At 66.2% G+C, this 17,661-nt stretch carries 15 protein-coding genes; 6 read left to right on the top strand and 9 right to left on the bottom strand.

Annotation, left to right across the window (positions count from 1 at the left end; translation table 11 throughout):
• On the bottom strand, positions 1-2,691 hold the full coding sequence (ppc, locus tag OU999_11030; GenBank protein ID WAC22293.1) for a phosphoenolpyruvate carboxylase: 2,691 nt from the start codon (positions 2,689-2,691) through the stop codon (positions 1-3).
• Between the two features lie 146 nt (positions 2,692-2,837).
• Here ppc and OU999_11025 point away from each other — a divergent pair, with 146 nt between their 5' ends.
• A complete protein-coding gene (locus tag OU999_11025; protein WAC22292.1) occupies positions 2,838-4,349 on the top strand; it encodes an alkaline phosphatase in 1,512 nt (503 codons plus the stop codon).
• Between the two features lie 252 nt (positions 4,350-4,601).
• Here OU999_11025 and OU999_11020 read toward each other — a convergent pair whose 3' ends face one another.
• The gene (locus OU999_11020; GenBank protein ID WAC22291.1) at positions 4,602-6,212 is read right to left on the bottom strand and encodes an amidase; all 1,611 of its coding nucleotides are present in this window, start codon (positions 6,210-6,212) and stop codon (positions 4,602-4,604) included.
• A 98-nt stretch (positions 6,213-6,310) separates the two neighbouring features.
• On the opposite strand from OU999_11020, the gene OU999_11015 reads away from it, so the two are divergent.
• A complete protein-coding gene (locus OU999_11015; protein WAC25411.1) occupies positions 6,311-6,475 on the top strand; it encodes a DUF2256 domain-containing protein in 165 nt (54 codons plus the stop codon).
• 1 nt (position 6,476) lies between these two features.
• Here the strand turns inward: OU999_11015 and OU999_11010 are convergent, their stop codons facing one another.
• From OU999_11010 to OU999_10995, 4 genes are read right to left on the bottom strand one after another with little or no spacing between them, the layout of a single operon-like run.
• Positions 6,477-7,349: a CoA ester lyase gene (locus tag OU999_11010; protein WAC22290.1), complete on the bottom strand. Its 873-nt coding sequence runs from the start codon at positions 7,347-7,349 to the stop codon at positions 6,477-6,479.
• A gap of 15 nt (positions 7,350-7,364) precedes the next feature.
• Positions 7,365-9,440 (bottom strand): CHASE2 domain-containing protein, encoded by a 2,076-nt coding sequence (locus OU999_11005; protein ID WAC22289.1) that lies wholly within the window; start codon positions 9,438-9,440, stop codon positions 7,365-7,367.
• Positions 9,415-10,389 carry an MBL fold metallo-hydrolase gene (locus OU999_11000; GenBank protein WAC22288.1) on the bottom strand — a complete coding sequence of 325 codons (975 nt, stop codon included), beginning with the start codon at positions 10,387-10,389 and terminating at the stop codon, positions 9,415-9,417. The genes OU999_11005 and OU999_11000 overlap by 26 nt, the downstream gene beginning before the upstream one ends.
• A 44-nt stretch (positions 10,390-10,433) precedes the next feature.
• Positions 10,434-10,769 carry an STAS domain-containing protein gene (locus tag OU999_10995; protein ID WAC22287.1) on the bottom strand — a complete coding sequence of 112 codons (336 nt, stop codon included), beginning with the start codon at positions 10,767-10,769 and terminating at the stop codon, positions 10,434-10,436.
• 141 nt (positions 10,770-10,910) lie between these two features.
• Between OU999_10995 and OU999_10990 the strand changes: the two genes are divergently transcribed.
• Positions 10,911-12,164, top strand: coding sequence for a Coenzyme F420 hydrogenase/dehydrogenase, beta subunit C-terminal domain (locus OU999_10990; GenBank protein WAC22286.1), 1,254 nt, complete (start codon positions 10,911-10,913; stop codon positions 12,162-12,164).
• Between the two features lie 5 nt (positions 12,165-12,169).
• Here the strand turns inward: OU999_10990 and OU999_10985 are convergent, their stop codons facing one another.
• The 3 genes from OU999_10985 to OU999_10975 all read right to left on the bottom strand — a co-directional run bounded on the left by OU999_10985 (position 12,170) and on the right by OU999_10975 (position 14,495).
• On the bottom strand, positions 12,170-12,844 hold the full coding sequence (locus tag OU999_10985; protein ID WAC22285.1) for an MnmC family methyltransferase: 675 nt from the start codon (positions 12,842-12,844) through the stop codon (positions 12,170-12,172).
• A gap of 30 nt (positions 12,845-12,874) precedes the next feature.
• Positions 12,875-13,165, bottom strand: coding sequence for a hypothetical protein (locus OU999_10980; protein ID WAC22284.1), 291 nt, complete (start codon positions 13,163-13,165; stop codon positions 12,875-12,877).
• A 145-nt stretch (positions 13,166-13,310) separates the two neighbouring features.
• Complete coding sequence (locus OU999_10975; protein WAC22283.1) at positions 13,311-14,495, bottom strand: aspartyl/asparaginyl beta-hydroxylase domain-containing protein; 1,185 nt, start codon at positions 14,493-14,495, stop codon at positions 13,311-13,313.
• A gap of 66 nt (positions 14,496-14,561) precedes the next feature.
• Here OU999_10975 and OU999_10970 point away from each other — a divergent pair, with 66 nt between their 5' ends.
• From OU999_10970 to OU999_10960, 3 genes are all read left to right on the top strand, one after another.
• A complete protein-coding gene (locus OU999_10970; GenBank protein WAC22282.1) occupies positions 14,562-15,608 on the top strand; it encodes a hypothetical protein in 1,047 nt (348 codons plus the stop codon).
• 113 nt (positions 15,609-15,721) lie between these two features.
• Positions 15,722-15,991 carry a GlsB/YeaQ/YmgE family stress response membrane protein gene (locus OU999_10965; protein ID WAC22281.1) on the top strand — a complete coding sequence of 90 codons (270 nt, stop codon included), beginning with the start codon at positions 15,722-15,724 and terminating at the stop codon, positions 15,989-15,991.
• A 314-nt stretch (positions 15,992-16,305) separates the two neighbouring features.
• Positions 16,306-17,529, top strand: a complete 1,224-nt coding sequence (locus tag OU999_10960) for an efflux RND transporter periplasmic adaptor subunit (protein ID WAC22280.1) — start codon at positions 16,306-16,308, stop codon at positions 17,527-17,529.
• The last annotated feature ends 132 nt before the right edge of the window (positions 17,530-17,661 follow it).

The following is a 17,661-nucleotide window of genomic DNA, read 5'->3' as shown; positions in this document are numbered from 1 at the left end:
TCACCCGCTGTTCCTCAGCGCGGTCGCGATTGCGTTGATCGACAGCTGGATGCCTTCGGGAATGCGCTCGTCGGTCTCGCCCGCGCGGTGACGCTTGATCAGTTCGATCTGCAGCAGGTTCAGGGGCTCGATATAGGGCAGACGCAGCCGGATCGAGGTGTCGAGCGCGGGGTTGTTGGCCAATAGCCGCGACTGGCCGGTGATGCTCAGCAGATTGTCGTGCGCCGCGTTCCAGCCCGATGTGATCTGGCCGAAGACCATGTCGCGCAAGGCCTCGTCGGGGACCAGCCCGGCATAGTGGCGCGCGATGCCCATGTCGGACTTGGCGAGCACCATCTCCATATTGCCGAGCAGCGCCTGGAAGAACGGCCAGCCCTCGGCCATGCTCTTGAGCAGCCCCTTGTCGGCAAAGCCGCCCAAAGCCTGGCCGACGCCATACCATCCGGGCAGCATGATGCGCGCTTGCGCCCAGCTGAACACCCAGGGAATGGCGCGCAGATCCTCGATCCGCTGGCTCTTGGAACGGCTGGCGGGGCGCGATCCGATCTTCAGGTCGGCAATCTCGCTGATCGGCGTGGCGGCGCGGAAGAACTGGTTGAAGCCTTCGGTGCCATAGACCAGGTTGCGATAGGCGCGGAAGGCATCGCGCGAGATCATGTCCATCGCTGCGGCAAAGCGCGCCTCGTCGCCCTCGCTGACGCCATCATGGTCGAGCGTCGTGATGAGCGCGGCAGAGGTGATCGCCTCGAGATTCAGCTCGGCGCTTTCCACCGTGCCATATTTGGCGGCGATGACCTCGCCCTGTTCAGTGATGCGGATGCGGCCCTGCACCGTGCCCTTGGGCTGCGCGCGGATCGCGGCAAAGCTCGACCCGCCGCCGCGCCCCACCGCGCCGCCGCGCCCGTGGAACAGCTGCATCGCGATGCCGGTTTCGGCAAACACCTTGGCGAGCGCGCGGCTGGCATGGTTGAGGCTCCAGGTGGAGGTGAGATAGCCGCCATCCTTGTTGCTGTCCGAATAGCCGACCATCACTTCCTGATAACCGCGCGCCTTCACCAGCGCGGCGATCTCGGGCAGCGCGAAATAGGCGCGCATGATCTGCGGCGCATTTTCAAGGTCGCCGATCGTCTCGAACAGCGGCACCGCCATGATCGCGGCATGCGGAACAGCGCCCGGGCGGTAGAGCCCGGCCTCCTTGAGCAGCAAGTTGACCTCGAGCATGTCGGACACGCTTTCGGCCTTGCTGATATTGTATGCGGTGATCGCCTGCTGCCCGTACAGCGCATGCGCCTGAGCCGCTGCCTCGATGATCGCGAGCTCCTTGACCGTCTCCTCGCCATAGTCGTGCCAGCGGTTGATCAGCGGCCGTGCATGGCCCAGTTCCGCGCGCAGCAGCGCGATGCGGGCGGCTTCGTCCAGCGCCGAATAATCGGGGCAGACGCCTGCGACCTTGAGCAGTTCGCCGACCACGCGTTCGTGCACATCGCTGTTCTGGCGCAAGTCGAGCGTGGCGAGGTGGAATCCGAAAATCTCGACCGCGCGGATCAGCCGGCCCAGCGCACCGCCGCTGGCGAGAATGCCTGCGCCATCATCGGCGAGGCCATTGGCCAGCACCGCCAGATCGTGGCGCAGCTCGCCGGGCGTGGCATAGGCTTCGCCTTCGATGGCAGAGGGTCGCGGCGGCTGCTTGCCGGTCAGCGCCACATGCGTGGCGCACAGCCGGGCGTAAATGCCGGCCAATGCGCGACGATAGGGCTCGTCGGCGCGGCTCGGCGCATTGTCGCCGCTCTTTTCGGCAAGCGCCTGCACGGCGTCGGGGGTCTGCGACAGGCCGGTGGCGATGCTGAGGTCCTGGCCCAGCGCGTGGACGCCGTCGAGATAATAGACCAGAGCCGTTTCCGCCTGACGCCCGAGCGCATGGCGGAGCGCGTCGGCGGTGACAAAGGGGTTGCCGTCGCGGTCGCCGCCAATCCAGCTGCCCAGCCGCAGAAAGGCGGGCGGGCGATGGCCCAGCACGCGTTCCCATCGCGCATAGAGCATCGGCAGCACCGGCAGGAACACGTCCTGCATATAGGCGCGGGCATTCTCGACCTCGTCGGCGACGAACAGCCGCTCGCGGCGCAGCGGGCGCGTCTGCCAGAGCAGCGCGATCTGGCGGTGCAGCGCCTCGTCGATGCGGTCGCCGCTGGGTGTTTCATCCAGCCCCGCGTCGCGCAGCTTCATCAGGTCGGCGACGCGATTCTTGTGGTCGATCATCGACTTGCGGCGCACTTCGGTGGGGTGCGCGGTGAGCACGGGGACGATCAGGCTGTGGCCCAGCAACTCGGCAATGGCATCATCGTCCACCCCATGGTCGCGCAGCCGCTCAACCGCTTCGGCCACTGTCGCGCCGTTTTCCTGCGCCACGCCCTGCCGGTCCTCGGCCAGGTTGGCGAGCATCGAGAACAGCATGAAGCCGCGCACGAAAGACAGGGTATCGTCGAGGTTCAGCGCCTCCAGCCCGGTATCGATCGAGTCCGCACCTTCGATGCCGCGGTGCCGGTCGACACTGGCGGAACGGATATATTCGGTCTGCCGGAACAGCTTTTCGCCGCCATAGGCGCGGATGACGTCGCCCAATATCCGGCCAAGATAGCGGATATCGGGATTTTGACTGATCGGGGCGAGGGAAGCGGTGTCAATGTCGGCCATGCTGCGATGCTGCAATGCAAAATGGCTGCGGTCAAGCCTGTGCGTCAATGGCGTGCAAACGATTGCAGACTGGCTGCGGGGAAAAGTCTCGAATTTGTCACCCGTTCGTGACAGAGCGGCGCAGTTAGATGGAGGAGACTGCCCAGATGAACCGTCCGCTCGCCACCCTGTTGTGCCTGGCCACCCTGTGGGCTGCCCCCGCCTTGGCGCAGCACAATGCGCCCAAGGAAGCCGCACCCGACAAGGAGCGCGGCGAGCAGACCGCAGCGGATTATGCTGCCCAGGGCCAGGCTCAGTTGCAGGCGCGTCTGGCGATGCCGGCGCGCAATGGCCGGGCGAAGAACCTCATCATCTTCATCGGCGATGGCATGGGCGTCAGCACGCTGACCGCCGGGCGCATCTGGGAAGGGCAGAAGGCCGGGCGCGATGGCGAATCGAACGAAACGGTCATCGATTCGCTGCCCTATTCGGCGATGGTGAAGACCTATAGCCACGATTTCCAGGTCGCCGATTCCGCTGCAACCGCAACCGCACTGGTCACCGGCACCAAGACCCGGTCGGGCATGCTGTCGGTGGCACCCGCAGCGCTGCGCGGCAAGTGCGAGACGGCGGCGGGCAAGGACGTGCCGACGCTGTTCGAACAGGCCGAAAGCGCAGGCAAGGCGCTGGGCGTCATCTCCACTGCGCGCATCACGCATGCAACGCCAGCCTCCACCTATGCGCACAGCGTCGATCGCAACTGGGAGGCGGACAGCGAAGTCCCCGCCGGGGCCAATTGCCGCGATATCGCGCGCCAGCTGATCGAATGGCCGCACGCCAGGGGGCTGAAGCTGGTGATGGGCGGCGGTCGTGCCGCGTTCATGCCCAACACGCAATCGGACCCCGAATATGCCGACAAGAAGGGTGCACGCAAGGATGGCCGCGACCTGGTGTCCGAATGGAAGAAAAAGCACCCCAAGGGCCAGTATGTCTGGAATGCCAGCCAGTTCGCTTCACTGAACCCGGCGGACAGTGCGCCGGTGCTCGGCCTGTTCGAGCCCAGCCATATGCAGTTCGAGGCCGACCGGGCAGGCGACAAGGCGGGCGAGCCCTCGCTGGCCGAGATGGTCGAGCTGGCGGTGAAGAAGCTGGGCACGTCTGACCAGGGCTATGTGCTGATGGTCGAGGGCGGACGCATCGACCATGCGCATCATGGCGGCAATGCGCACCGCGCGCTCGACGATACCGTCGCGCTCGATGCCGCGATCGCCAAGGCGCTCGAACTCGTCAATCTGGACGAGACGCTGGTGCTGGTCACTGCCGACCATAGCCATGTCTTCACCATTGCGGGCTATCCGCCGCGCGGCAATTCGATCTTCGGCCTCGCCAGCGTCACCGAAGATGGCGAGCCGATCACCGCCAAGGACGGCAAGGCCTATACCACGCTCGGCTATGCCAATGGCCCGGGTGCCAAGGTGGGCGAACAGCGCGCCGACCCGGCGCAAGAGGATACCGCCGCGCTCAACTATCTGCAGCAGTCGCTCGTCCCGACCTCGGGCGAGACGCATGGCGGCGAGGATGTGGTGCTGAAGGCCGCCGGCCCGCAGGCGCAGCTTTTCCACGGCACGCTCGAACAGCACAGCATCTACCACATAGCCAAGCATATCCTGGGGCTGTGATCGCCTGATTGCGCCGCCAAAGCCCTTTCCCATCAAGGTGGGAGGGAGGCTCTCCTCCCTGCTCTCTCCCCTCACGCGTGCGGGAGGGGCAGGCTCAGCTAGCTGAGCCCGGGTGGGCCAGCATACTGAGTGCGGGTGCAACCCCACCCCGCCCTTCGGGCACCCCTCCCCAGGGGGACGGGAGAGGAGGCGTGGCGGGAGAATCGATCTTCCCAATCCTCCCCCAGCAAGCTGGGGGAGGATTTTTGGCGGTCACTTCCCGATCGGGTCCGCCCTGGCGTCGGCGCTGTCGGCGTAAGTCGGTGCGACCCGCGCCTTGCTCGCCTGTTCGAAGGCGAAACCGGCCTTGATCACCGCATGGTCCTGCCACTGGCCGCCGATGATCGACAGGCCGACGGGCAGTCCCGCGACATAGCCCATCGGCACGGTGATGTGCGGATAGCCGGCAACGGCGGGCAGCTGGCTCTGGCTGGGCCCTATGCTGTGATCGCCATTGACCAGATCGCTGACCCAGGCGGGCGCGTTGCTGGGGCCGACGAGGAAGCGCACGTTGTGCGTTTTCAGCAGCTTGTCGATGCCCTCTGCACCCGCGAGCCGCTTTGCCTTGGCCAGCGCGTCCTTGTATTCGGGATCGTCGAGCCCCTTCTGGGTTTCGGCCAGATCGAACAGCGACTGATCGAACCAGGCCAGCTCGGTTTCGGCCTGCGCGGTGTTGAAGGCGATGACGTCCTTCAGTGTCCGCGCCGTCACTTCGGGCGGCGTGCTCGCGAGATAGGCGTTGAGGTCGGCCTTGAGCTCGGTCATCAGCACCTTGAACTCCGCCTCGCCAAGCCCTTCAAGCCCGGTGCGGCTGTCCTTGATCTCGATCAGCTGCGCGCCCGCTGCCTTCAGCTTTTCGAGCGCCGCACCAAAGGCGGCCTGCACCTTCGCATTGCCGCCGCGCCGGTCCATCAGCACGCCAATGCGTACGCCTTTGAGATAATCGGCTGATAGATCGGCGGCATAATCGGTCTTGCGGCTATCGGCCTCGGCTGTTGCCGGGTCGGCGGGGTCGGACCCGGCGAGCGCGGTCAGCACCAGAGCGGCATCGGTGACCGATCGCGCCATCGGCCCTGCAGTATCCTGGCTGTGGCTGATCGGGATCAAATGGGTGCGCGAGACGAGGCCCAGCGTCGGCTTGAACCCGACCAGCCCGTTGATCGACGAGGGGCAGATGATCGAGCCGTCCGTTTCGGTGCCGATCGTTGCCGCCGCCAGGCTTGCGGCCGCCGCAGCGCCGCTGCCCGAGGACGAACCGCAGGCGTTCCGGTCGAGCGCATAGGGGTTCTTCACCAGCCCGCCGACGCTCGACCAGCCGCTGACCGAATCGTTCGAGCGGATATTGGCCCATTGCGACAGATTGGTCTTGCCCAGGATGATCGCGCCCGCCGCGCGCAGCCGGGTGACCAGCGGCGCATCGCGGTCAGTCACGTTGGCGAGCAACGCGGTAGAGCCCGCCGTGGTGGGGATGGAGCCCTTGGCCTCGATATTGTCCTTGATCAGGATCGGGATGCCGTGGAGCGGCCCCCGCAGCTTTCCGGCCTTGCGCTCGGCATCGAGCCTCTGCGCCTCGCGCCGAGCGTCGGGCAGCAGGGCGATCACGCTGTTGAGCTGAACGCTATCGTCTTCATCGATCCGGGCGATCCGGTTGATATAGGCCTGCACCAGGTCTTCGCTGGTGGCCTGGCCTGAGCTCAGCATCGTTGCGAGTTCGGGGATCGATTTTTCCTCGACGTCCACCATGACCTCTTCGGTCTGGGCGAGAAGCGGAGCCGGGAGGGCGAGCGGGCTGAGGGCGGCAAGGGCCAGGGCAAGGGTGCGCATGGGCCCACGATAGCGCGGGCGCACCGCCGGGCAAGGTGGCGCGTGCAAATTTGCCGGTGCCTCTGGCAGGCCCGTGCAGGCGCGCCCATATCCGCGAAATGCCGGACAAGCGCTATACCAAGTCGACCCTGCCCGAAAAGACCTGCGAAGCGTGCGGGCGCCCCTTTGCCTGGCGCAAGAAATGGGCGCGCGACTGGGACAATGTGAAAACCTGCTCAGAACGGTGCAAGGGCGACTTGCGCCGCAAGAACCGCGCAGTTTGAGCTAGCCCGCTGCCGCGATCCGTTCTGCAATCGCCACCAGCTGCCGCGCCTGTTCGAGGTGCAGCAATTCGGCCATCTTGCCCTCGACCCGGATCGCGCCCTTGCCGGCATTTTCGGGCAGCGCGAAGGCGGCGATCACCGCATGGGCCCAGGCGAGTTCATCCGCGCTGGGTGAGAAGATGGCGTTGCAGGGTGCGACCTGATCGGGATGAATCAGCGTCTTGCCGTCAAAACCGAACAGCAGCCCCTGGCGCGCTTCGGCCCCGAACACGTCAAGATCGCGGAATTCGTTGCACACCCCGTCGAGCACCGCGACGCCATGCGCGCGCGCGGCTGCCACGGTGAGCGTCAGGATCGGCAGGAAGGGCGTGCGCTCGGGTGTCAGCCGCGCGCGCATTTCCTTGGCGAGATCGTTCACGCCCATGACAAAGGTAGAAAGCCGGGTCGAACCGCCCAGCGCCGCAAGCCCATCCAGATGCGGCACCACCGCGCAGGTCTCGATCATCGCCCAGAGCTTCAGCCGTGATGGCGCATCGGCCAAAGCCGCGTTGCAGGCAGTGATGTCGGCAGGGCGCATGACCTTGGGCACCAGCACGCCGTCCACTTCGGCATGCGCCACGGCGGCGAGATCATCCTTGCCCCAGGGCGTGTCGAGCGCATTGATGCGGATGATCAGTTCGCGATGACCAAAGCCGCCCTCTGCCGCTGCCGCAATGGCCGCAGCGCGCGCGTCCTCCTTGGCTTCGGGCGCGACGGCATCCTCCAGGTCGAGGATGATCACATCGGCGGGCAGGCTGCGTGCCTTGGCCAGCGCGCGCGGGTTGGAGGCGGGCATGTACAGCGCGCTGCGCCGGGGTCTTGCACTGTCGGACATGGGGCCTCCTGCCTGTTACGCGGCCGGATTAGCACCCAGATAGCGGAAGGCAACCACGGTAAGGTCGTCGCTCGCATCCGCGCCATCCTCAAAGGCGCGCACCGCGCCGCGCAGGCTGGCGACCATCGCGCCGGCGCTGCTCTGATCGGCGAGCAGCGCAGCACGGGTGCGATCATTGCCGAACAGCTGCTCCTGCCGATTCTGCGCCTCGGTCACGCCGTCGGTGATCAGCACCAAGGCCTCGCCAGGCTTGAGCACGATCTCCTCGGCCGGCCAGGGATAGTCCATGATGCAGAAGGGCGGGCCGCCCTCCATCGCCTCCTCGCTCACCTGGCCGTCAGTGGTGATGCGCAGCGGATTGTCGTGCCCGGCATTGACGAATTCGGCGCGTCCGGTGGCAAGGTCGATGATCCCCAGCAGCATGGTGAGGCCCAGCGCATCGCCGCTGTCGCGCATCAGCTCCTCGTTCAGCATCGCGGCGGTTTCTGCCAGCCCGCCGGGGCTGCGCAGCAGCACGCTGCGCGACAGCGCCTTGGACAGCGCCATGAACAGCGCGGCGGGCACGCCCTTGCCGGTGACATCGGCGATCAGGATGACGATGCGGTCCTGGTCGAGCCGGATGATATCGTAGAAATCGCCGCCGACCGACTTGGCGGCCTCAAGCTGCGCGGCGATGTCGATGCGCGGATCGAGCCTGGCCAGTGCGGCGCGATCGGGCAGCATGCCAAGCTGGATCGCGCGCGCCGCGCCCAGCTCGCCTTCGCTGCGGTTCTGCGCGTCGCGCAGCACCGCGCGCTCGCGCCGCGCCTCGGTGAACAGCGCCGCGAACACCGCCAGCGCGCTGCCGCTGCCCAGCAGCAGCGGGCGGATGGGGTCGAACAAGATGTCGCCAAAGCGGAACAGCAGAAAGCTCACCAGCGGCAGCCCGGCAGCAGCGCCCAGCAGCACCAGCCAGCGGCTGCGGCTCTGGCCGGTGGAGAGAAACAGCAGGACGATCGCCAGCGCTGCGCCGACGGCCCATTCCGCCGCCTTGCCCCAGATCGGCCGTGTCAGCCACCCGCCCCTGCCGATCGCATCGGCGGCCTGTGCCTGGACCAGCACGCCGAACATTTCCGATCCCAGGGGCGTCGCGACGATATCGGGCGAGCCCTCCGCCGTCAGCGAGATGACGACGATCTTGTCCTTGAGCTGGCGAAGGTCGAACTCCTGCGACATGATCTCGATCGCGGAATAGACATGGCGCGCCGGGATTTCGGCAAAATGCAGGCGCATGCGGCCCTGTTCGTCGACCGGGATGCTGCGCTGGCCGATGGTGACACTGCCCGGCGCCAGTGTGATCTCGGGATCGGTGCCCGTCCGCTGCTCCAGCGCCACGCGCACCAGTTCCAGCGCCAGCCCGGGGACCAGCGCTTCGCCGGTCTTCATGATCAGCGGCACGCTGCGTACCACGCCATCGCCATCGGGCGCTCCGTTGAGCATCCCGAACCCGGGCGCGCGCGCTTCCAGGGCTTGGAGATTGCTCTGCACCAGTGGATAGCGGGGCAGGGCGGCAGGCGGCGTGCCGTTGAGCGTCGCCCATTGGGTGAGGTTGGCCGGATCCGCACCGCCCAGGCTCACGCCCGCGCGGCCCAGCACCACCGGCGCGGTGCTGATGGCGTCGGCAAATTCGCTGTCCATGCTGCCCAGCCCGTCGATCCATGCCTGGATCGCGGGATCGTCCGGCGCATAGAGGCGCGAGAAGCGGGTGGGGCTGACCGCGTCGGGCTCGACAAACAGAATATCGAAGCCGATCGCTGCCGCACCGCCCTCGGCAATGCGCTGGGTCATCGTTGCCAGCACCCGGCGCGGCCAGGGCCAGCTGCCGATGACGTCGAGGCTCTCATCACCGATGGCCACCACCCGCACCTGGCTTTGCGCCAGATCACGCGGGGCAATCCGCTGCCAGCCGTCGAACACGGCATTGTGCGCGCGCGGGTTCAGGCCGATGCTGAGCAGGGCAGCCAGCGCGAGTCCGGCCAGCGCCGCCAACCACAGGTTGCGCGGCGGCAGGGCGGGGCGTCCTTTGCTAGAGCGCGACTTCGAGGCCGTCATAGGCGCACAGCACCTCCAGCGGATCGTGCTCGCGGGTCAGTTCCTCGTAACGTACGCTTTCGGCATGCATCCGGGCGATATCGGCATCGGAATAGACAGGCTCGTGATGGAACAGCGCGAGTCGCTTGGCGTGCCCGCCATGGCACAGGTCGATCGCCACGATGTTGCTCGAATGGCCCCAGTCTTCCTTCATCGAGACGCTGTCGGCGAGCGAATACATGGTATCGCAGATGACCAGATCGGCCTCGCGGAAGAACTGCTCGACATCCGCCTCGCCTTCCATCCGGTCCATCTTGTGCTCGCTGTCGGTGCTGAACACCACCACCTTGCCCTCGGCATCGGTGAAGCGATAGCCGAAGCTGCTGTGCGAATGGTGCTGCTCCATCAGCTCCACCTGCACCGCGCCGATCTGATAGGTTTCCCCGGCCTTCAGCGTGCGGAACTCGATCTTGGCGCGCAGCCATTCGAACTTCACCGGGAAGGAGATTTCCTCCTGCTGGCGGCGCAGCGCCTCTTCCGCGTCCTCATGGCCTGCATGGATAATGATATGCGCATTTGGGTCGAACGCCGGCACGAAGAACGGGAAGCCCATGATATGGTCCCAGTGCAGGTGCGACATGAAGAAATGATAGACCCGCGCATGGCCCTGGCCGCAGCGGCGCATCGCATCCAGCCCGAAGCCGCGCAGCCCGCTGCCCATGTCGCAGATGATATAGGGGTCGCCATTGGCGGGATCGCCGGCCTCTATCTCGACACAGGTGGTGGCGCCGCCAAAGGTGCCGCTTGTGGCGAAGTCCAGCTCGTCCCGGGCAAAGCGGCGCGCTTCATCGATATCGGCAAAGCTGCGGCCCGATGCGGCCAAGAGCGCGGCGGCGACCTTGTCCTGCACAATGGCGGCGGTGGCTGCGACGGGTAGCGACCCGCGAGTGCCCCAGAAACGGACCAGCATCCCCATCCCCCCTCAGTATCTGTCGCTCCCGCCCCCCTGGCGGTTCAGATTGCCGCCTCGATCGTGTCGGTGACGGAAAACAGCTTGTCATATCGGCTGATCGCCAGAATTTCGCGCATGACCTCGTTGGGCCGCGCCAGCGCCATCGCCACGCCTGCGGCATCGGCCTGGCGCTTGGCGAGTGTCAGCGCGCGAAGGCCGCGCGACGACATGTAATCGAGGCCGCCGAAATCGACGATCAGCTTCTTGCCCGGCGACTCGGCGGCCAGGGCCACGCTGCTCGCCAGATGTTCGGTAAAGGCTTCGGCCGTGGCCTCGTCGACACGGCCGTCCGGGCTTGCGACAACGCAGCCCTGTTGATGGCTACTGGACCACTGCATGTTTTCCGCCTTTCGCATACGCGGGCGAACTTAGCGGCAAATTCACCTTGTGGGAAGTTGCCCCGGATGATGCCGTTACAGGCTGTACAATAGTGGGAAAATGTATCTTGAAGACTGGGCAGCCGTATATAGAGTTGGGCGATGACGCAGGGTGATACAGACGTGCGGCCGGCACCACTGCAGGATTTTGCGCCAGCGGTGCCGCGCAGCCTGTGCACCGATTGCGGGATTTCGCGCACCAGTGATCCCAAGGCCTGTGGCCGTGCATGCCAGTTCATCAAGCCCGATTATGACGGCCTGGAGCGCAAGGCGCATGGCCGCGCCCGCGACCCCGAAAAGCCCGACGAGCTGTTCTTCGGCCCGTTTAGGCGCATGGTGGCGGGCGAGCTGATCAGCCCGTCGCCGGGGGCGCAATGGACCGGAATTGTCACGCGCATCGGCGAGCGCCTGCTGGAAACCGGCGCGGTCGATGCGGTGCTCGCCATCGGTCCGCATCCCGAAGATCGCTGGCGGCCCAACCCGGTGCTGATCACCCGGGCGGAAGACATGGCGGCGGTGCGCGGCATGCGCATGGGCTATGCGCCGCTGCTTGCGCTGCTCGAACCGGCGCGTGCGGCGGGGCACAAGCGAATCGCGCTGATCGGCATTCCCTGCCAGGTGCACGCGCTGCGCGCGCTGGAGGCCGAGCTGGGTTTCGAGCGCATCTATGTGATCGGCACGCCGTGCGCCGACAACACCACGACCGAGAATTTCCACCTCTTCCTCGGCCTGCTGTCCGACAAGCCCGACAGCATCAGCTATCTGGAATTCCGCTCCGACTATCATGTCGAGCTGCGCTTCGACGATGGCAGCGTGCGCGAGGTGCCGTTCCTGCAGCTGCCGATCGCCGACCTGCCATCGGACTTCTTTCCGCTGACCTGCCGCACCTGTGTCGATTACACCAATGCGCTGGCCGATATCACGATCGGTTACATGGCCGGGGGCGGCAAGCAGTGGCTGGTGGTGCGCAACGAGCGCGGCGAGGAGCTGATCGACCTGCTGGGTGACGAATTGCGCACGCGCGATATCACCAGCGCGGGCAACAGGGCAGGGCCGGTCAAGGGCTTCCTCGCCAATACCGAGCGTGCCGCCGGTGGCTTGCCGCTGCGGCGCATGCCCAAGGTGCTGCGCGGCATCTTCGGCTGGCTGATGCCGCGAGTCGGGCCGCGCGGGGCGGAGTTCGCGCGGGCACGGCTGGAGATGAAGGCGATCGAGACGGTCCTGCACCTGCGCCGCTCGGCTCCGGCGAAGATGAAGACAATGATCCCCGATCATGTCTGGGAACTGGTCAGGCGCTATGGCGTGGAGCCGCAACCGGGCGAACGGAAGGACAAGAGCGAACCGCCGATGCCTTGAGGCGATCAGCGGCGCTGGGCGAGCCAGATGGTATGCCGTGCGCCGCCCCCGGTGCGCCGTGCCCGGACAATCTCCTCGCTGACGGCAAAGCCCGCCTTGCGCAGCCGCGCGGTAAATCGCGGGTCGGGGCCGCTCGACCAGACCGACAGCCCGCCGCCGGGCCTCAGCGCGTTCCAGGCCTGGTTCAGACCCGCCGCGGTATAGAGCGCATCATTGCCCTCGCGCGACAGGCCGTCCGGGCCATTGTCGACATCCAGCAGGATCGCGTCATAGCGCGCGGCCGATTCGCGGATGATCGCACCGACATCGCCCAGGTGAATGGTCACCCGCGAATCCTCGAGCGTCCCTTCATGCAGCGCGGACATCGGCCCGCGCGCCCAATCGACGATCTCGGGGACCAGCTCTGCCACTTTGATCGCAGCGCCGGCGCCGAACACCTCCAGCGCGGTGCGCAGGGTAAAGCCCATGCCCAGCCCGCCAATCAGAATGCGGGGCTTGGCGACGCCAGCGATCATGGCCTGGGCCAGCCGGCTCATCGCCTCTTCCGATCCGCTCAGCCGGCTGTTCATCAGCTCGTTGGCACCCAGCATGATCGAAAATTCGCTGCCCCTGCGGATCAGGCGCAGCGGTTCTACCCCGCCCGGCACCTGGGCGGTGGCAATCAGTTCACGCGGAATCATGCGGTGTGAAAAATCGTCAGCTGGAGCGAATCAGCCGCCGTTGCACATCGGGCCGCCGGCACAGGCCTGGCCGGATTCGACGACATCGCGCGCATTGCGATTGCCCTTTTCGCTGATGATGCGCCATTCGGCCACGGTCTTGCAGACCTTGGTCTTCTTCACCAGCGATCCGATGACCGCGATCTTGCGGCAACGGATCTTGTCGTCACCCGGCTGAGCCTCATCGCTGGCAGCGGCCTGCTTGGCCGCCACGCTGGTGGTGGTCAGCGGCATCCAGATGCACGACGCAGTGGCGGCCATGATCATCGCAGTCTTTTTCATGCTGTCTTATCCGTCGGTTGGCGCCGTCACCCGCAGGCCAAGCGCAATTGATCATTATCGCCACAGGATCAGGCGACTTGCAAAGGCATACGGTATCATCATCAACCATTGAAACAAGATGCAAACTTTCGCAGGTGCAGCGAAGTTAATCGAGATTCGTATTGAAACCGGTTGCATCGGCTGCCGCGTAATAGCCGACGATGACTTTCTGCTCTTCGGGCGTCAGATGCGGGTTCCAGGCGTCGAAGATCAGCACCGCGCGCATCTCGTCGCTGTCATTCCACGCCTCGTGCTCGATCGTGTCGTCAAACGCAAAGGCCTTGCCGACCTTCCATTCGCGGGTTTCGCCGCCGACGCGAAAGCCGCAGCCATCGGGGACGACCAGCGGCAGGTGGATGATCGCGCGGGTATTGGTGACGCCGGTGTGCGGCGGAATTCGGGTGCGCGGCTTCAGGATCGAGAAAAAGGCGCTCGGGGCACGGCCGGGAATGTTGCTTTGCGGAATGCTGGCCAGCGCCTCGGCCGTGGCGGGGCAGCGCCTCAGCACGGCCTCGTTGGGCCGGCCATATTCCCACAGGAAACACGCACCCCAGGCGAGCGAATGGTCAAGCGGCGACCATTTGTTCTGCGGCGCGCCCTTTTCCATCCGCACATAGGGGCGCAGGGCATCGCCCGGATCGGCAAGCAGCGCCAGCATCTCCTCCCGGATCAGGTCGGTCTTGGCCTCGACCTCGGCAAACCAGGGGAAATGCGCGTCGTCGAAAAACTCGTCGGCGGGAAGGAATGGATAGCGAAGGCCGTTGCACTCGTTGACATAGATTTTGCGCTTGCCCATCGCGGCGTCGACAAAGGCGCGGGCGCGCCGCGCGGGCGTTGCGGGCATCTGCGTCTGGAAATCGCCCAGCGCCTCAGCGACCTGATATTCGATGCGGCTGGCACAGGCGGCGCAGAATTCGCGCCCGGCGGCCAGCACCGCTGCCAGCGCATCGGGCATCGGGTCCAGATGCACCGCCAGTTGCAGCACGGCCTGCCAGGCGGCAAAGGCCTGCGCGTCCTCGTTCAGGCGCTGGTGCGCTTCGGCCTTGCGCAGCCAGGCCATGAAGTCGCGCCGGTCGACATCGAGCGCGGCATCGAGCGCCGCCAGTTCGCCCCTGTCATCGCCCAGCGCCCGCCGTGCCGTTGCCAGGTTGCGCCACAGCGCAGTAGCATCGGGATCGGCCTTGGCGGCTGCTTCGAATGCGTTGGCGGCATCGGCAAAGCGCTGTTCGCGCAAGGCTGCCATGCCGGCACTGTTCAGCGCCGCCGGATCATTTTGTGCAAGTATTGCCATGTGTTGCTAGTCCCCCGACCACGTCCTGCTTGCCACGCTGCCGGGGGATTGGCAAGGATCGCGGCGATGACCGATACCGGCCCCGATTTCACTGGCGACCTGGCCGCCCTGGTGCGCGATCCGTTGTGGCATGCGCACCGTTATGATGCCGCGCAGGATGCGTTCCATTTCCGCCATGTGCCGCGCCAGCAGCATCGCAAGGCGACTTTCCTGACCGATGAATATCTGGGCGATGCAGCGCGCATCGTTGCCGTGAAGCGCCCCGAGGCGCTGGCTGCAGGCGCAGGGCGCGCGCCGATCCATTTCGTGTTCCACTCGGCCTTTTGCGCCTCGACCATGCTGGTGCGCGCGCTCGACGTGCCGGGGCTGGCGATGGGCCTGTCGGAACCGGTGCTGTGCAACGACATGATGGGCTGGCGCTGGCGCGGCGCAGAGCGGCGTCAGGTGGCGGCGGTGCTCGATGCCTCGCTGGCGCTGCTGCAGCGCCCGTTCGGGCTGGGCGAGGCGGTGGTGGTCAAACCCTCCAATGTGTTCAATCCGCTGATCCAGGCGGTCATGGCCCTGCGCCCCGAAAGCCGCGCGCTGCTGCTCTATGCGCCGCTGCCGGTGTTCCTGGCTTCGGTCGCGCGCAAGGGGCTGTGGTGCAGGCTCTGGGCACGCGAACTGCTGGAAGGGCAGCTGCGCGAAGGCATGGTCGATATGGGCTTTGGCCCGGCCGACTTCTTCCGCCAGAGCGATCTTCAGGTGGCAGCGATCGGCTGGCTGGCGCAGCACCGTCTGTTCGGCCAGATTGCTCAGGCGCTCGGGCCGCAGCGCATCGCGACGCTGGACAGCGAGACGCTCACCGGCAACCAGCAGGGCAGCCTTTCGTCTGTCGCGCGGCATTTCGGCTTGGGGCTGACCCCGGCGCTGGAAGGCGCGATGCTGGCCGGCCCGGCGCTCACCAGCCATTCCAAGTTCGGCCAGGCGTTCAGTGCCGAAGACCGGGCCGCAGAGCAGTATTTCGCGCGCAAGGCCTATGGCGACGAGATCGACAAGGTGCATGTCTGGGCGATGGAGGTCGCCCGGGTCAACGGCATTGCGATCGACCTTCCGCACCGCCTCCAAGTGTAAAATCCCCGCGGCCCGGCCTCCTTCATCCATCGCATCGCGGAACCGTTTCGTCGCTGTGCCGTAATCGGCCCAGGATGACCGGGATGCGGCATCGGACAAAACAGGAGGAAGACATGGGTTTGATTCTGGCGCTGATCATGGGCGGCATCATGGGCTGGCTGGCCAGCAAGGTGATGAACCGTGATGCGCAGATGGGCGTTTTCTGGAACGTCGTGGTGGGCTGTATCGGATCGGTGCTGGGCCGCTTCCTGTTCGGCGGACTGATCGGCGGTGGCAGCCTGCGTGCGGACGCGTTCGATCCGCTGACGCTGCTGACCTCGTTCCTGGGTGCCGTCGTGCTGCTGGCGATCGTCAATCTGGTCCAGCGCGGTCGCGCGCGCTGATCGGGCCGCCCGTCCGCAACCGGACGGGGCGCAACCATATATCAAGGGGCGCCGGGCACACCGCCTGGCGCCCTTTTTGCGCGCCACACGTGCCTGCAACATTTGCCACGCGGGCTGACACCTTCTAAGGGGCGCGCGTGCGGCGCAGCATTATGACTTGCGCGTGGTGACTTAATTGGATAACACAGTGCCATCACGTTTCCCGGGCGTAGACGCGTTTTCGGGGGGCATGTTCCTCGCAGATGGCGGGCCCGGCACAGCTGTCGGCGGCTCGTATCTGCCTCGGGAACGATGAGGTTTGGACGGATCTGGCAATGAATTACGAAAGCAGCTTTGGCGGCGACACGATCACCGCACGCAGCGAAGACCTTTACGGATCGGACGTTGATGGTGCCACCAGGAAGCGGCGGCGCAACATCATCATCGGCGTCGTCATTGCCCTCGCGCTGCTCGTGGCGGCCGGCGTCTATTTCTTTGGCGGTGACAAGGATGCAGCCGCTGGTGAAGGTGCCAAGGCCGGCGCAGGCAGCAACGAATCGCAGGCCCCGGCGGTCACCGTGATCGTCCCCGGATCGGGTTCGGTCGAACGCGTGATCAACGCGACCGGAACGCTGGCGGCGCGCCGCGAAATGCCGATCGGCATCGCGGGCGAAGGCGGCCAGGTGATCCGCGTGACGGTGCAGCCGGGCGATTGGGTGAAGACCGGCCAGGTGCTCGCCATCATCGATCAGGACGTCCAGACCCAGCAGGCGCGCTCGCTCGCAGCCCAGATTCAGGTCAGCCAGGCGGATGCCGTGCTGGCGCAGAACGAACTCGATCGCGCCCTGCAGCTGGTCGATCGCGGCTTCATTTCCAAGGCCGATGTCGATCGTCGCCGCGCGACGCGGGATTCGGCAGTTGCGCGGGTCGAAGTGGCCAGGGCGCAGCTGCGCGAGGCGCAGGCCCGCAATGGCCGCCTGAGCATCCGTGCGCCCGAATCGGGCCTGGTGCTGGAACGCAATGTCGAGCCGGGCCAGGTCGTCGGTGCCGGCAGCGGCGTGCTGTTCCGCATGGCCGCACGCGGCGAGATGGAGCTGCGCGCGCAGATGGGTGAGGCCGATCTGGCCGTGCTGGGCGTCGGCGTTCGCGCCGAGGTGCGTCCGGTGGGCACGACCAAGGTCTTTACCGGCCAGGTGTGGCAGGTTGCGCCGATCATCAACGAAACCTCGCGTCAGGGTGTCGCGCGCATCGCGCTGGCCTATGACAAGGCGCTGCGTCCGGGCGGTTTCGCCAGCGCGGCGGTGATCAGCGGTTCGAGCCAGTCGCCCGTGCTGCCCGAATCTGCGGTGCTGAGCGACGACAAGGGCAGCTATGTCTATATCGTCGGCAAGGACAACAAGGTCGAACGGCGGGATGTCACCACCGGCACGGTGACGCCGCGCGGCATCGCGATTGCCAGCGGCATCACCGGCAAGGAACGCGTCGTGCTCTATGCCGGCGGCTTCCTCAACCCGGGCGAGACGGTGCGCCCGCAGATGCAGGGCAGCAAGCGGAGCTGATCGTCGCGCCGCACGCGCGGGGTCTGCCCGGCCTGCCGATTGTCGAACGCCCACGTGCATTGGTCGAGCGGCAGGCCGATAGCGGGGCGCAAAAGGGCCGCGCGGCTTGCATGGGGCGCGCATCTGGCCGTA

The sequence above is a fragment of the Blastomonas sp. SL216 genome (genome assembly GCA_026625625.1).
Classification (GTDB): domain Bacteria; phylum Pseudomonadota; class Alphaproteobacteria; order Sphingomonadales; family Sphingomonadaceae; genus Blastomonas.
The sequence above is the reverse complement of the archived record's forward strand: the minus strand, read 5'-3'. Positions and strand labels throughout refer to the sequence as shown.

What these genes read in the sequence shown, in the direction of transcription:
- ppc (WAC22293.1), bottom strand. Translation starts at nt 2,691, where the DNA reads ATGGCCGACATTGACACCGCTTCCCTCGCCCCGATCAGTCAAAATCCC.
- OU999_11025 (WAC22292.1), top strand. Translation starts at nt 2,838, where the DNA reads ATGAACCGTCCGCTCGCCACCCTGTTGTGCCTGGCCACCCTGTGGGCT.
- OU999_11020 (WAC22291.1), bottom strand. Translation starts at nt 6,212, where the DNA reads ATGCGCACCCTTGCCCTGGCCCTTGCCGCCCTCAGCCCGCTCGCCCTC.
- OU999_11015 (WAC25411.1), top strand. Translation starts at nt 6,311, where the DNA reads ATGCCGGACAAGCGCTATACCAAGTCGACCCTGCCCGAAAAGACCTGC.
- OU999_11010 (WAC22290.1), bottom strand. Translation starts at nt 7,349, where the DNA reads ATGTCCGACAGTGCAAGACCCCGGCGCAGCGCGCTGTACATGCCCGCC.
- OU999_11005 (WAC22289.1), bottom strand. Translation starts at nt 9,440, where the DNA reads ATGACGGCCTCGAAGTCGCGCTCTAGCAAAGGACGCCCCGCCCTGCCG.
- OU999_11000 (WAC22288.1), bottom strand. Translation starts at nt 10,389, where the DNA reads ATGCTGGTCCGTTTCTGGGGCACTCGCGGGTCGCTACCCGTCGCAGCC.
- OU999_10995 (WAC22287.1), bottom strand. Translation starts at nt 10,769, where the DNA reads ATGCAGTGGTCCAGTAGCCATCAACAGGGCTGCGTTGTCGCAAGCCCG.
- OU999_10990 (WAC22286.1), top strand. Translation starts at nt 10,911, where the DNA reads ATGACGCAGGGTGATACAGACGTGCGGCCGGCACCACTGCAGGATTTT.
- OU999_10985 (WAC22285.1), bottom strand. Translation starts at nt 12,844, where the DNA reads ATGATTCCGCGTGAACTGATTGCCACCGCCCAGGTGCCGGGCGGGGTA.
- OU999_10980 (WAC22284.1), bottom strand. Translation starts at nt 13,165, where the DNA reads ATGAAAAAGACTGCGATGATCATGGCCGCCACTGCGTCGTGCATCTGG.
- OU999_10975 (WAC22283.1), bottom strand. Translation starts at nt 14,495, where the DNA reads ATGGCAATACTTGCACAAAATGATCCGGCGGCGCTGAACAGTGCCGGC.
- OU999_10970 (WAC22282.1), top strand. Translation starts at nt 14,562, where the DNA reads ATGACCGATACCGGCCCCGATTTCACTGGCGACCTGGCCGCCCTGGTG.
- OU999_10965 (WAC22281.1), top strand. Translation starts at nt 15,722, where the DNA reads ATGGGTTTGATTCTGGCGCTGATCATGGGCGGCATCATGGGCTGGCTG.
- OU999_10960 (WAC22280.1), top strand. Translation starts at nt 16,306, where the DNA reads ATGAATTACGAAAGCAGCTTTGGCGGCGACACGATCACCGCACGCAGC.